We start from the raw sequence: 14,212 nt of genomic DNA on the forward strand, positions 1-14,212 counted from the left end.
AGCTCGAAGGACAAGCATGTGTATGCCTGTCCTTCTTTTTTATGTATAAAACCGTTAAATATTTTTATTTTACTGAATTTTCTAGTATCATATTTTTAAATACTTAAAATAAGGGGGCTATAATAAATGAAAAATGTAATTGAAAATCGCCTTATTCGCGCAGAAGTTCCTACTGAACTAACATGGGATCTTTCTGATTTGTATAAATCTGATGCCGAGTGGCACGCTGCATTAAACGTATTAGAAAATGATATACAGAAACTTGGTGCATTTAAAGGACGCTTGCATACTAGCTCCACTACTTTACTAAATTGCTTACTTATAGAGGAAGAGCTTTTAATGAAATTAACAAAACTGAGCTCATATGCAAACCTAAAAGAATCTGCTGATCGGACAGATCCAGTTATTCAAGCGAACTCTTCCAAAGTTTCTGCTCTAGGAACGAAAGTACATACAGCACTATCCTTTATTCATAATGAAATTCTCTCATTTGAAGAAGGCACGATTGAAAAATATTTAATTGAGGAGATAAAACTCAACCCTTTTCGTAAATCATTACTAGAAGTGCTGAGCAAAAGGCAGCACACTCTTTCACCTGAAACAGAAGAAGCACTTGCTGCACTTGGCGAAGTTCATAGTTCTCCATACAAAATTTACGGCATGACTAAATTGGCCGATATGGATTTCAATCCTATACAAGACGAACAAGGAAACGAATTCCCTTTGTCATTTGCATTATTTGAAAGCAATTATGAATTCTCTCCAAGCGCATACATACGTAGAAAAGCATATGAATCGTTTGTTTCCACTTTGAAGCGATATAAAAATACAGTTGCCACAACATATGCTACTGAAGTAAAAAAACAAGTGACACTTTCTCGTTTACGCAAATATGAATCCGTTACTCATATGCTTTTAGAGCCGCAAAAAGTTCCACTTGAAATGTATAACAATCAACTTGATATTATTTATAAAGAATTAGCGCCTCATATGCGCCGTTTTGCAGATTTAAAAAAGAAAGTATTAGGACTCGATCAAATGCTTTTCTGCGACTTACATGCACCTTTAGATCCTGAATTTAATCCAGCAATTACTTACGAAGAAGCAGGCAAACTCATTCAAGATTCTTTAAAAGTATTAGGAGATGAATATAGTTCCATTATCGAAAAAGGCTTCAAAGAAAGATGGGTAGATCTTGCAGATAATGTAGGCAAATCAACAGGAGCATTTTGTTCAAGTCCATATGGTTCTCATCCATATATTTTAATTACATGGCAAAATACGATGCGCGGATGCTTCACATTAGCACATGAATTTGGTCATGCTGGGCATTTTTATTTAGCAAATAAAAACCAGCGCATTATGAATGTACGTCCATCTATGTACTTTGTTGAAGCACCATCAACAATGAATGAATTATTACTAGCCCAACATTTACTTGCAACAACTAACGATAAGAGAATGCGCAGATGGGTCATTCTACAACTACTTGGCACATATTATCATAACTTTGTTACTCACTTACTTGAGGGCGAATACCAACGAAGAGTATATACTCTAGCAGAAGAAGGACAAGCACTTACAGCTAAAAGTTTAACCGAAATAAAAACAAATGTCCTTTCTACATTCTGGGGGGATTCTGTAGAAATCGATGAAGGTGCCGGCTTAACTTGGATGCGCCAACCTCATTATTACATGGGCTTATATTCTTACACGTATTCTGCAGGTCTAACTGCATCTACCGCAGTAGCCCAAATGATTAAAGAAGAAGGGCAGCCCGCCGTTGATCGCTGGTTAGATGTACTTCGCGCTGGTGGTACAATGAAACCACTTGAATTAATGAAACATGCCGGAGTAGATATGTCAAAACCAGATGCAATCCGTAAAGCTGTTTCTTACGTTGGCTCCTTAATTGATGAATTAGAGCGTTCTTATCAAGAATAAAAAAATAAGCCCTCGCTTCTTTATGAGGGCTTATTTCATATTTACTTTCCAAATCTTTTACGGTATCCACATTTCCTACATAACTCTTCGACTGCAACTCTTTTCGAAAATCCATCGACAATGTTTGTTGCTCTTTCACCTTCTATAATGTTAGAAAATGAATCATTATTAATATTCCCAAGATTAATAATCCCTTCACCGTCTAAACAGCAAGGAATAACCGTTCCATTTGCTAAAATACCCGCTTGATTTCGAAGACCATGACAGAATCCTTTTCCATCATCCTCTTCTTCATGCAATGCCGGCCATTGAAATTCATAATCTTGATTAATAAAGACACGTTCCGCAATTTTTATACCTTTTCCTGGTGTAAGCTTCTCTTCAATTTGATAAGGCAGATCAAACTCATTTTCAATTATGGATAATAGCTCTCTATTTTTCTGGATTTCAGCATTTGTCTTATTATCCTGAGTTAAATTCCATAACCTTAGCGAAACAATTAAATCTGATTGACTTGTTGCTTCCCTAATGAAGGCAAGTATACTTCTTACATAGCCCTCTTTATCTTGCGAACCTGGATGTCCATCAAAACTGTGCAGGGAAAAGTTCATTTGTCTTAGAGCAGGCTTATTTAACAGTCTATGCCTTCTCTTATTAATTAACGTTCCGTTCGTTGTAATATTAACTTTAAATCCTTTTTCATGGCTTAAATCTAGCAGTTGATCTATTTTTGGATGGAGCAACGGCTCACCCTTCACGTGCAAATAAATGTAGTCTGTGTGAGGTTTAATTTGGTCTAATCTTTTAGCAAAATCCTCCACAGAAATGAATTGCTTCTGCCTTTCCGTCGGCGGACAAAAGCTGCACGCAAGATTACATACACTTGTAATCTCTAAGTAAAACTTCTTAAACTTCTTCACCTTTAATTCCTCACTTCTCTGACTATTTATAATTTTTTCCTCTTCATATTACAGCATACTTTTTTAGAAATAGAAACATACTTATTTTAGGAAATCTGCATACCACCTATTAATGTTTAAAAGACCATCGGTGATTTTTATCCAATGGTCTTTTTTACTCTTTTTATATACAAATGGAAATTTACTTATGATATGGTTCACCACGATTAATACGAAACGCTCTATACACTTGCTCAAGCAATACTAATCGCATTAATTGGTGTGGTAATGTCATTTTCGAAAAAGAAAGAGATTCATTGGAACGCTTCATTACTTCTGAACTTAGTCCAAGTGATCCACCAATTACAAAGGCAACTTTACTCTTTCCATATGTAGCAAGACGATCTAGGCTTACTGCAAATTCTTCTGATGACTTTTGTTTTCCTTCTATCGCTAATGCGATCACGTGCGTATCATCAGAAATTTTATCCAGTATACGTATACCTTCTTTTTCTTTTACAATTAACATTTCGGCTTCACTTAAATTTTCTGGTGCTTTTTCATCTGGCAATTCAATTACTTCTACTTTTGCGTACGCAGATAATCGTTTTAAATATTCTGCTATACCTTGTTTTAAATACTTTTCCTTTAATTTTCCGATTGAAATAATCGAGATATTCACATTTATTCCCCACCTTACAAACATGTTATCCACATAACTTATCCACATATCCACAAATGTTACCCACATATTGTGTGAGAATCTGTGTTCGATACAACATATGTCGCCTCATTTTGACAAAATTCACATGTTTTTTTATCTTTTTCTGAGTTATCCACATTGTTAATAACCGGTGCAACTTCACATTCATCAACAATAATATCTAACGCTAATTCAACATGTTCTAAACAACAAGGTAAATTCATATTCTTCACCTCACTTTTCTACAATAGAAAACAGGAGGTAGGCCCTCCTGTTTTTAATATTTTTGAATGCCTAATTTCACCGTTGTTGTTGCTCTTTTTGTACCACGATAAAACGTAAGAGTCATTTTATCATTAATTTTTTTATCATATAAGGCCGTACGGAACCCAATAATATCGTTTACTGGTTTTCCATCTACCGCTACAATAACATCATGTTCTCGCAAACCAGCATCCGCGCCTGGTGAAGGACTTTTCACATCTAAAATGCAAACTCCCTCTGCTACATTGCCTGGTAAATGTAATGTTTTGGACCAATAATAATTCGGAATCTCATTTAATGATCTAAGTTCAATTCCAACATAAGGTCTTCTTACTTTCCCGTACTTCTCAAGTTCATTCATAATCGGAACGGCTCTAGTAACCGGAATAGCTAATCCGATTCCTTCCACTTCTTTTGCAGCAATTTTCATTGAGTTAATACCAACTAATTGTCCTGCCGCATTTACAAGTGCACCACCACTATTACCTGGATTAATCGCTGCATCTGTTTGTAATACTTCTACTTGCCAATCGTAATGACCATCTTGGTCTAAGTCTACAGGAACAATACGCTCGTTAGCTGAAATAATGCCTTGTGTAACGGTCCCCGAAAATTGCAGTCCGAGTGGATTTCCAATCGCAATGACCGGTTCTCCTCGACGAACTTTATTAGAATCGCCAATCTCAATTATTTTTTTCACATGCTTCGCATCTATTTCTAGTACAGCTAAATCTGTGACTACATCGGTTCCTAATACTTTCCCTGGGACCTTCTTACCGTCACTTAGACTTACTTCAATACGATTTGCTCCAGCAACGACATGGTTATTTGTTACAATGTAAGCTTGTCCATCTGTCTTTTTATAAATGACACCAGATCCTGTACCGGCTTCTGAATCTGCCTCTGAAAAATTGTCTCGTTGAATATTAATAATACCAACAACAGCTTCAGAAGCGCGATCAACAGCGTCTACAAAGCTAACCTGTTTAATCCCTTGAGCTTCAGCCATGTTACTTCCACTTGCTTCAGCTTGCGAAAGCGCGCCAGCATGATTCGAAAATAAAGGCGCCCCAAATGCAAATAATGAAGCCCCTACAATTGTTCCTGCTATGCTAGAAATGACAATACCTTTATGCTTCTTTTTACCTGCACGTTTTATACGATACTTTTCTTCATCAATAAAGGACATATTTGTTCACCTATCTTCCTGAAAACAACTATATTCACCTTTATTGTTTACTAAAATGAAGAATTATACGTATTGAATTTTCGTAGGCATTTTTGGATCTGTATCATGAATTTCAAAGGATTCTCCCACTCCAAATCCTTTTTCCTCTAACACTTGCGATACTGACATACGCGCTAGTTCTTTCATATTGTTATCTAAGCTTAAATGTGCTAAATAAATATGTTTTGTTTCATCTGTAATTACATCTGCCATCGCTAACGCAGCATCCTCATTACAAACGTGACCAACGTCGCTTAAAATACGTCTTTTAATGCTCCACGGATAACGTCCCATACGAAGCATTTCCACATCATGATTACTTTCAAATACGAAAGCATTAGCTCCCTTAATAACACCTTTCATACGGTCACTCACGTATCCTGTATCTGTAATAAGGGCTAATTTTCTATTATTGTTATGAAAAGCATAAAACATCGGCTCTGCCGCATCATGGGAAACTCCAAATGACTCGACCTCAATATCACCGAATGTTTTCACATCGCCAACTGAGAAAATGAACTTTTGCTCAGTTGGAATATTTCCTATTAAATGTTCCATTGCATTCCATGTTTTCTCGTTCGCATAAACTGGTAAATCATATTTACGCGCCAATACACCTAATCCTTTAATATGGTCACTATGCTCATGTGTGACAAGAATACCTGATACATCATTTATATTCAGTTCTGCTTGTTTAAATAAAGCCTCTGTTGCTTTACCGCTTAAACCTGCATCGACGAGTAATTTTTTTTCATCCGTTCCTACATATAGCATATTCCCTGTACTTCCACTTGCAAGCACACTAAAATGCATACTCATTCTTTCTCACTCCATTATGTTCTTCCGGCACTTGAGTTTCCCCTAATTCCATAACTTGTCCTTCAATTGCATTCACAAAAAAGTCCTTTTTCTGCTCTGTCTTTAAGTTCCAAGTTGGAGCTAGCACTTGTATATTAGAAGATGATTCAGCTAGAGCCGCATATCCAATCTGCGCCTCTTTCACGTGCGTATTTTCTGCAATTTTATTTTTTAAATATATATTTTCCAAAGCTGTTTGAGCAGTGATAATTTCTTGTTCTTTCGTTTTTTCACTTTCGCCCATTTCCTTCAAATCCGTTAACATTGTTTGTGTATACGAAACAAGCTCGTTTTTTTCATTTAAATCCACAACAATCATTGCATGATTATTGTGGAAAATCGGCTTATCCTTATACTTTTGGAAGAAATAAATTTTAGAGTCTTTCATTGCTCCAAATTCGTATTTCTGCCCATCAAGGACACTGTTTTTTAAGAAATCATTATATTTATCCTTAGATAATGATTTTGCATTTAAAAATGGCTCTTTCAACTTACCTTCTATCGTATATTCATTTTGCAGATGCGCTGTTTGATTTTTTAAAGATTGCACATCTTCTTCTTTAAAGTTTTTATTTTTCGCCATAATAAATGACTCTTTTTTCGGCTCTTTAGGAAAACTCCCCATAGTAATTTTAGATTCTTTTAATTGTTGATCAATTTTTGTTTCTGTCACAATTTCCAACTGATTACTATCTTGCTTTTGAATGAACTGAAAGATAAGAAAGAGGTCTAAAACAAAAAAGGTCACAATAAATATCGTTTTAATTCGATCCCAATCCATTTAGTCCTCCCTCACTCCACTCATATATTTTTTGTTTACCCTCTTCATCACATTTTACATACCATATCGGCTGTAAAATACTGATCTCTCCTCCGTTCACAGGACCTCCGTTCACGGAAGATTTCAATGACATTTTATAACCAATACCAACATCCTGAATTGAATTTTTGTCAATTTCCGGATTATTCTCTAATGATGTCATCACTGTACGACCTGATGCAAGAGAAGTGGGTGTACTAGGTAAAGGAATATTGAAATCAAAAAGAGATCTCTCATACTGCATGATTTCGCCTGAACCCCATGCTTGTTTTAATTCAGCCATTCCATCTGCATTAAATACAGGTAAACCGCCCTCGTATAAACGGAATGAGGTTTTCCCCTTATTAATATAATCAAGACGATAAGAATTTAAGTTACCACTGTGCCCACTTACAAAGTCGAAGCTTTTCTTCAAAAGCATCGCATTATCTGTAACTTTATCACTATATACTGCGGAATTTTTATATTTCAACATTAAATTCAACTTATCAATTTCCATAGATCGAATACCATCTGTAAATGTTTCCTTTGATTTCTCGGTAATAGGACTTAAATAACGCGGATCACTAAATAAAACATTTTTAAATGAATCCACATCTAACCCAGACACAAAATACTCTATCTGATTTAATTCCGTAATTCCATCTGGTAAAAACAGTTTTTTCGTATCATTTACTTGATATTCAAAATATGGTTTTGCTAATGTAATAAATCGATTTTGGTCGTTTATAACATCCTTTACATAAGCACCACTCAACATCGCTTGATATATTCTACGAGGATTATCATAAGAAATAAAATTAACTTTAATTTCTTGGTCCTTGCTTCGAGAAGGATCGATTATAATGCGATTAAAACTTCTATTAGATTCTAAATTTTTATCTTTAATATTGAACATGTCTTTAATCGTCTCAAGTGGCACATTTGTAGGAAAAACAAATTCAATCTTTTCTTCTCCGTGTACATAAGAAAGAAAATCCCCTTTAGGAACTGTGCCTGTTATTTCCCTAAAATCATGTAATTCTCCATTTTCAAGAATTTTATAAAGTGAGTTCACGTTGTTCGTATTCTCACTTACGTAATGATTTTTTTCTTTATGAACAATAACAGAGGATGGGCGAACAACTCCTGAAATCTTTATCGGATTTATCTCTTCATTACCTTGAACAAATTTTGTATTTTGCACAGAAGTGGAATCGGGAACATATGTCCATAAATTAAAAGTTAAAAATAGACTAATAACAACTAAATTAATTAGAACTATCGTTTTAAAGTTTTCCATACTCATTCCCAATCGTCCTCTTCATCTGGTGCCAGTGGCAGTGTGAAATAAATCGTCGTTCCTTTTCCTTCCTCACTCTTCGCCCAAATAGAACCACCATGTGCCTCAATCATTTCTTTTGCAATAGCTAATCCAAGACCTGTACCACCCATTTGTCTTGAACGGGCTTTATCCACACGATAAAAACGTTCGAAGATTTTATCTACGTTTTCTTTCGGAATACCCATACCTTGGTCACTTACACTAATCTCTAATAACTCCCCTCGATCACGTAAGCGATATGTTACTGTTCCACCTTCTGGCGAATACTTTAATGCGTTAGAAATAATGTTATACAACACTTGTGTAATTTTGTCCGTATCCATATCAATAAATCTAGATTTTTTAGAGAAAGATCGTTTGAAACTTACATTTTGCTCTTTAGACATTTCAAAGCGATCAATAACATTATTAAAGAAGTCAGTAAAGTCGACCCACTCTTTCATCAAACGATGTTCTGTACTATCAAGCTTAGATAGTTGCAACAGCGCATTTACAAGCCTTATCATTCTTTCTGTTTCCTCTTGTGTAACTGTTAAAAATTGCGGTGCAATATTTGGATCTTGCCATGCACCATCTGTCAGCGCTTCTAAGTAACTACGCATCGTTGTTAATGGTGTTCTTAATTCATGAGAGACGTTCGCCACAAACTCGCGGCGTTCCCCTTCTATACGCTCCTGCTCCGTTACATCGTATAATACAGCAATTAAACCATTTGCCTTCCCCGTCTCTTTTTGAATAACAGAGAAACTAGCACGTAAAATGTATGGTTCATTTCTCGTACTAAAATCTAATAAAACAGAATCAGGCTCTTCGTATAAATGATCGAGCGTAAATTCTTCCTGTATCCCCAATACTTCTAAAACCGATTGATCCAGCGCCGTTTCACGCGAAACATTTAGCATCTTTTCCGCAGGGTCATTTAATAAAATAATATCCCCTTTTCGGTCAGTAGCAATTACTCCATCTGTCATATGTGATAAAACAGATGATAATTTACGTCTTTCGCTTTCTGTTGAAGAACGAGCTTGTTGTAGCTTTTTTGATAAATTATTGAAAGATAATGCTAATTGGCCAATTTCATCATGACTATGGACCTTTACTTTTCTCGAATAATTTCCTTTTGCCATTTCAATTGCTTGCCTTCGCATATCTGAAATTGGTCTTGTAATTGTTTGAGCTAGTAAAATCCCAAGTACAGCCGTTACTAACAAAGCAATCACTGTTCCGGTAGCAAAAATTTGATTTATATCCTTCATTTGTTTGTATACATCTTCCATAGATGCAACAATACGAATGACACCAAGTACCTCCCCAGCTTTATCGCTTTGAATAGGAGTAATCATCACTTGAACTCGATGGCCAGTTCCTCCATCTTTCTCAATTTTTGATTCTAGTTTATTTTGTACAATTACCCGTTGAACAGCTATATCTGTCGATGTTCTGCCTATCTTATTTTGCTTAGCCGTGTCTGAAATCGCCATTAATTTTCTATTAGAATCAAATACACTTACTTCTTGAATATCTTTCTTACGATCCGATGCAAACTTTTGAATCGAATTTTTTATAGCGTCATCTAATGATTCTGGATCTGTTTTTTCACGACTTTTTGTAAATTCTTGCTTTAAATTATACGATAGTAAATTCGTTTGTTGTGTCAGGGAATCCTTAAAGCCTTGTACAAGACTTTTTTCTAATTCTCTTACGAAATATACACCGATTACTTGCATCGCTATTAATATTAATAGCATATATATGAGCACAAACTTTAAATGAATGGATTGAAAAAAACCAACCTTTTTCATATATTATTCCTGCTCTGGGTCACGCAAGTAATACCCTACCCCACGTCTAGTTACAATTAAAGTAGGATGACTTGGATTATCTTCAATTTTTTCACGTAAACGACGTACTGTTACATCCACTGTACGCACATCTCCAAAATAATCATAACCCCAAACTGTTTGCAATAAATGTTCACGTGTCATAACTTGTCCTAAATGTTTTGCTAAATAATGTAGCAATTCAAATTCACGATGTGTAAGCTCAATATTTTCCTCACGCTTTGTTACACTATAAGCATTTGGATTAATAATAATTGGTCCAATAACCATTTCAGTATTTTCTTCTTTTTCTGCTGCACCACCTTGTTGATGGCGGCGTAAATTCGCCTTCACACGAGCAAGTAATTCCCTCGTACTAAATGGCTTCGTTACATAATCATCTGCTCCAAGCTCAAGCCCTAATACCTTATCAATTTCAGAGTCCTTCGCTGTAAGCATAATAATCGGCATTTCTGAGTTTTTACGTATTTCACGACAAACCTCTAAACCATCTTTTCCTGGTAGCATAATATCTAATAAAACCATATCTGGCTGTTCTTCATTAGCTTTCTCAATTGCTTCATCACCATCATGTGCCATTACAATTTCAAAACCCTCTTTTTCTAGGTTGAACTTCAAAATGTCTGCAATCGGCTTTTCATCATCAACTACTAAAATTTTCTTTCCCATCATCGTCTATTTCCTCCTCATAAAAATATGGTCAATGATTCTTAAATATATTGATGTTTCTATAGTATATCCCTATATGACAGCAACCTTTATTTAAGTGTTCTCTCCTCTATTCTCATAGACTCATGTATGATCCACCTTTACACGGAATCCTATACGATCTACAGAAAAACCTCTAGCTTCAACTGCTAGAGGCTCCTCATCCTATTGTAAAATAACTACCCACATTTGTAAAACTACACAAAATAAAAAGGATATTAAGTGGGCCCACTTAATATCCTGAGAGTGGCTCGGGACGGAATCGAACCGCCGACACGAGGATTTTCAGTCCTCTGCTCTACCGACTGAGCTACCGAGCCAAAACTATATATAAAACCACTAATGGTGGTATAAACAAAAGTGGCGGTCCCGACCGGGGTCGAACCGGCGATCTCCTGCGTGACAGGCAGGCATGTTAACCACTACACCACGGGACCAAAAATAAACATAAAAAAACATGACCCGTACGGGATTCGAACCCGTGTTACCGCCGTGAAAGGGCGGTGTCTTAACCACTTGACCAACGGGCCACGAAAAATAAAATGGTGAGCCATGAAGGATTCGAACCTTCGACCCTCTGATTAAAAGTCAGATGCTCTACCAACTGAGCTAATGGCTCATACTCACCAACGTCATATTTTCGTGACGACAAGATGTATCATAACATATCATCTTTCACTTTTGCAATACTTTTTTGTTTTTTTATAAAAGATAAGAAAAAACTCATGCGGACATGAGTTTTTCTTAAAAATATCAATTAAACTTCGTATACGTTACGAACGATATTCGTTTGGTTACGATCTGGTCCAACTGAGAACATAGATAATTGGATTCCTGTTAATTCAGAAACACGCTCTACGTATTTTCTTGCATTTTCAGGAAGCTCATCTAATGATTTAACACCAGTAATATCTTCTTCCCAACCTGGAAGCTCTTCATATACAGGCTCACATTTCGCTAAAATGTTTAAGTTTGCTGGAACTTCATCTATAACTTCTCCGTTATATTTGTAAGCAACACAGATTTTAAGAGTTGGAATACCTGTTAATACATCAATAGAGTTTAATGATAAATCCGTTAAACCACTAACACGACGCGCATGTCTTACAACAACGCTATCGAACCAACCTACACGGCGTGGGCGACCAGTTGTTGTTCCGTATTCACGACCAACTTCACGAATTTGATGACCAATTTCATCATTAAGTTCAGTAGGGAATGGACCATCACCAACACGGCTTGTATATGCTTTACATACACCTACAACGCGAGTAACTTTCGCCGGACCAACTCCAGTTCCAACTGTTACACCACCAGCAATCGGGTTAGAAGATGTAACAAATGGGTACGTACCGTGGTCAATATCAAGCATAACACCTTGTGCACCTTCAAATAATACACGGTGATTGTTATCTAGTGCATCATTTAATACAACAGATGTGTCGCATACATATTGTGCGATTTGTTGTCCATATTCGAAGTACTCTTCAAAGATTTCTTCTACGCTGAAACCTTCTGTATCGTACATTTTTTCAAATAAACGATTTTTCTCTACTAAATTGCGCTCAAGCTTCTCTTTAAATGCTTCACGGTCTAAAAGATCAGCCATACGGATACCAATACGAGCAGCTTTATCCATATATGCAGGACCGATACCTTTTTTCGTTGTACCGATTTTGTTATCACCTTTACTAGCCTCTTCTAACTCATCTTGTTTTAAATGATAAGGTAAAATAACGTGTGCACGGTTACTTACACGTAAATTATCAGTACTTACACCACGGTCGTGTAAGTATTTTAACTCTTCAAGTAATGCTTTTGGATCTACTACTAAGCCATTTCCGATTACACAAATTTTCTCTTTATAGAAAATACCAGATGGAATTAAGTGTAACTTATATTTAACTCCGCCGAAAACAATTGTATGTCCCGCGTTATTTCCACCTTGATATCTTGCAACTACTTCCGCATGCTCAGAAAGAAAATCAGTGATTTTACCTTTTCCTTCGTCGCCCCATTGTGTTCCTACAACTACTACTGAAGACATTATTAAAGCACCTCCGCAATTTTCAAACGATCTATTCAAACAATATAATTGTACCAAAACCGAAAAAGAAGTCAACCAAAAAAGCGAACATTTTTTTATTAAAAATCATTTTCGTTCGTAAGAATTATATTTTCACCTTATGAAAGCCTTATCTTTACTCTATAAAAAAAGAAACACATCTTATTATAAGAAATGTGTTTCTTTTTTATACTGCCTTTATGCCCCATCCTCAAAGCGTCGTTCTAAGTTAACGAACTTATTAAATTCTTTAACAAACGCAAGCTCTACTGAACCTACCGGACCATTACGTTGTTTTGCGATGATAATTTCAATCGTATTTTTATTTTCCGTTTCACGGTCATAGTAATCTTCACGATACAAGAATGCTACAATATCAGCATCCTGCTCAATACTCCCCGATTCACGAATATCAGACATCATAGGGCGTTTATCTTGACGAGATTCAACACCACGGGATAACTGTGAAAGGGCAATAACAGGCACTTGTAATTCACGCGCAATCCCTTTTAATGTACGCGAAATCTCAGATACTTCCTGCTGACGGTTCTCGCCCGACTTCCCACTTCCCTGAATAAGCTGTAAATAGTCAATTAAAACCATCCCAAGACCTTGTTCCTGCTTTAATCTACGGCATTTTGCTCGAATCTCATTTACCTTAATCCCTGGTGTATCATCAATATATATACCGGCATTTGAAAGGCTTCCCATCGCCATTGTTAACTTCGCCCAATCATCAGAAGTTAATGACCCAGTACGAAGTCTTTGCGCATCAATATTACCTTCTGCACAAAGCATACGCATAACAAGCTGATCAGAGCCCATCTCCAAACTAAAGATCGCTACATTTTCATCCGTTTTCGTCGCTACGTTTTGTGCGATATTTAATGAAAATGCAGTTTTCCCTACTGACGGACGCGCCGCTACTATGATTAAATCATTTCGTTGGAAACCTGCGGTCATCTTATCTAATTCAGTAAATCCAGTTGGTATTCCTGTAACTTCACCTTTTTGATTATGCAAAAGTTCGATTTTATCGTAAGCATCCACAAGAACGTCTTTAATATTCTGGAATGCTTTAGCGTTCGTTTGATGAGATACTTCTAATATTTTTTTCTCAGCCTCATTTAAAAGGCCGTCCACATCATCTTCTCTCTCATATCCATCAGACACGATATGAGTCGCCGTTCGAATTAAACGACGTAAAAGCGCCTTTTCAGCGATGATTCGTGCATAATACTCTACGTTAGCAGCAGTTGGAACAATCTCTGCTAACTCTGCTAAGTAAGAAACCCCACCAACTTCTTCTAGTAATCCTTGATCAGCCATCGCTGACGTCATCATTACTAAGTCAATTGGCTCTCCCTTATCAGACAAGCCAAGCATCACTTCAAAGATCTTTTGATGTTTCGTTCGATAAAATGAGTCAGGTACCAATAGTTCTGATGCTGACGTTAACGCATCTTGATCAATCAATATGGCACCTAAGACTGCCTGCTCAGCTTCTATATTATGCGGAGGGGTACGATCAGCCATTACATCACTCATACGCAATCCT

General features: G+C 36.4%; 12 protein-coding genes and 4 tRNA genes. 1 reads left to right on the forward strand and 15 read right to left on the reverse strand.

The window, feature by feature from the left end; all coding sequences use genetic code 11:
- Positions 1-126: 126 nt before the first annotated feature.
- On the forward strand, positions 127-1,944 hold the full coding sequence (pepF, locus tag BTOYO_RS13345) for an oligoendopeptidase F (RefSeq protein ID WP_000800001.1): 1,818 nt from the start codon (positions 127-129) through the stop codon (positions 1,942-1,944).
- 41 nt (positions 1,945-1,985) lie between these two features.
- Here the strand turns inward: pepF and BTOYO_RS13350 are convergent, their stop codons facing one another.
- The 15 genes from BTOYO_RS13350 to dnaB all read right to left on the reverse strand — a co-directional run bounded on the left by BTOYO_RS13350 (position 1,986) and on the right by dnaB (position 14,202).
- Entirely contained in the window at positions 1,986-2,864 is an 879-nt protein-coding gene (locus BTOYO_RS13350; protein ID WP_000713626.1) for a radical SAM/SPASM domain-containing protein, read from the reverse strand.
- A gap of 181 nt (positions 2,865-3,045) precedes the next feature.
- Positions 3,046-3,525 (reverse strand): 23S rRNA (pseudouridine(1915)-N(3))-methyltransferase RlmH, encoded by a 480-nt coding sequence (gene rlmH, locus BTOYO_RS13355; protein ID WP_001027003.1) that lies wholly within the window; start codon positions 3,523-3,525, stop codon positions 3,046-3,048.
- Positions 3,526-3,584: 59 nt separating this feature from the next.
- Positions 3,585-3,770, reverse strand: a complete 186-nt coding sequence (locus BTOYO_RS13360; RefSeq protein WP_001052826.1) for a CxxH/CxxC protein — start codon at positions 3,768-3,770, stop codon at positions 3,585-3,587.
- A gap of 53 nt (positions 3,771-3,823) precedes the next feature.
- On the reverse strand, positions 3,824-4,999 hold the full coding sequence (locus BTOYO_RS13365) for a S1C family serine protease (RefSeq protein WP_000008025.1): 1,176 nt from the start codon (positions 4,997-4,999) through the stop codon (positions 3,824-3,826).
- 63 nt (positions 5,000-5,062) lie between these two features.
- Positions 5,063-5,857, reverse strand: coding sequence for an MBL fold metallo-hydrolase (locus tag BTOYO_RS13370; RefSeq protein WP_000061688.1), 795 nt, complete (start codon positions 5,855-5,857; stop codon positions 5,063-5,065).
- On the reverse strand, positions 5,841-6,677 hold the full coding sequence (locus BTOYO_RS13375) for a two-component system regulatory protein YycI (protein WP_000383715.1): 837 nt from the start codon (positions 6,675-6,677) through the stop codon (positions 5,841-5,843). Before BTOYO_RS13375 ends, BTOYO_RS13370 begins: the two co-directional genes overlap by 17 nt.
- Entirely contained in the window at positions 6,658-8,004 is a 1,347-nt protein-coding gene (locus BTOYO_RS13380; protein ID WP_000061573.1) for a YycH family regulatory protein, read from the reverse strand. The genes BTOYO_RS13375 and BTOYO_RS13380 overlap by 20 nt, the downstream gene beginning before the upstream one ends.
- Complete coding sequence (gene walK / locus BTOYO_RS13385; RefSeq protein ID WP_000755358.1) at positions 8,001-9,842, reverse strand: cell wall metabolism sensor histidine kinase WalK; 1,842 nt, start codon at positions 9,840-9,842, stop codon at positions 8,001-8,003. The genes BTOYO_RS13380 and walK overlap by 4 nt, the downstream gene beginning before the upstream one ends.
- Positions 9,843-9,845: 3 nt before the next feature.
- A complete protein-coding gene (gene walR, locus BTOYO_RS13390; RefSeq protein WP_000971864.1) occupies positions 9,846-10,553 on the reverse strand; it encodes a cell wall metabolism DNA-binding response regulator WalR in 708 nt (235 codons plus the stop codon).
- A 283-nt stretch (positions 10,554-10,836) separates the two neighbouring features.
- Positions 10,837-10,909: transfer RNA gene (locus BTOYO_RS13395), tRNA-Phe, on the reverse strand.
- A 41-nt stretch (positions 10,910-10,950) separates the two neighbouring features.
- Positions 10,951-11,026: transfer RNA gene (locus tag BTOYO_RS13400), tRNA-Asp, on the reverse strand.
- A gap of 21 nt (positions 11,027-11,047) precedes the next feature.
- Positions 11,048-11,119: transfer RNA gene (locus BTOYO_RS13405), tRNA-Glu, on the reverse strand.
- A 13-nt stretch (positions 11,120-11,132) separates the two neighbouring features.
- Positions 11,133-11,208 (reverse strand) — tRNA-Lys (locus BTOYO_RS13410).
- 138 nt (positions 11,209-11,346) lie between these two features.
- Positions 11,347-12,636 carry an adenylosuccinate synthase gene (locus BTOYO_RS13415; RefSeq protein WP_000100232.1) on the reverse strand — a complete coding sequence of 430 codons (1,290 nt, stop codon included), beginning with the start codon at positions 12,634-12,636 and terminating at the stop codon, positions 11,347-11,349.
- 216 nt (positions 12,637-12,852) lie between these two features.
- A complete protein-coding gene (dnaB, locus tag BTOYO_RS13420; protein ID WP_001286243.1) occupies positions 12,853-14,202 on the reverse strand; it encodes a replicative DNA helicase in 1,350 nt (449 codons plus the stop codon).
- Positions 14,203-14,212 lie beyond the last annotated feature (10 nt).

The organism is Bacillus toyonensis BCT-7112 (assembly GCF_000496285.1).
GTDB lineage: Bacteria > Bacillota > Bacilli > Bacillales > Bacillaceae_G > Bacillus_A > Bacillus_A toyonensis.

Coding starts and splice junctions, on each gene's coding strand:
- pepF (WP_000800001.1), top strand. CDS start 127: ATGAAAAATGTAATTGAAAATCGCCTTATTCGCGCAGAAGTTCCTACT.
- BTOYO_RS13360 (WP_001052826.1), bottom strand. CDS start 3,770: ATGAATTTACCTTGTTGTTTAGAACATGTTGAATTAGCGTTAGATATT.
- BTOYO_RS13365 (WP_000008025.1), bottom strand. CDS start 4,999: ATGTCCTTTATTGATGAAGAAAAGTATCGTATAAAACGTGCAGGTAAA.
- BTOYO_RS13370 (WP_000061688.1), bottom strand. CDS start 5,857: ATGAGTATGCATTTTAGTGTGCTTGCAAGTGGAAGTACAGGGAATATG.
- BTOYO_RS13375 (WP_000383715.1), bottom strand. CDS start 6,677: ATGGATTGGGATCGAATTAAAACGATATTTATTGTGACCTTTTTTGTT.
- BTOYO_RS13380 (WP_000061573.1), bottom strand. CDS start 8,004: ATGAGTATGGAAAACTTTAAAACGATAGTTCTAATTAATTTAGTTGTT.
- walK (WP_000755358.1), bottom strand. CDS start 9,842: ATGAAAAAGGTTGGTTTTTTTCAATCCATTCATTTAAAGTTTGTGCTC.
- walR (WP_000971864.1), bottom strand. CDS start 10,553: ATGATGGGAAAGAAAATTTTAGTAGTTGATGATGAAAAGCCGATTGCA.
- BTOYO_RS13415 (WP_000100232.1), bottom strand. CDS start 12,636: ATGTCTTCAGTAGTAGTTGTAGGAACACAATGGGGCGACGAAGGAAAA.
- dnaB (WP_001286243.1), bottom strand. CDS start 14,202: ATGAGTGATGTAATGGCTGATCGTACCCCTCCGCATAATATAGAAGCT.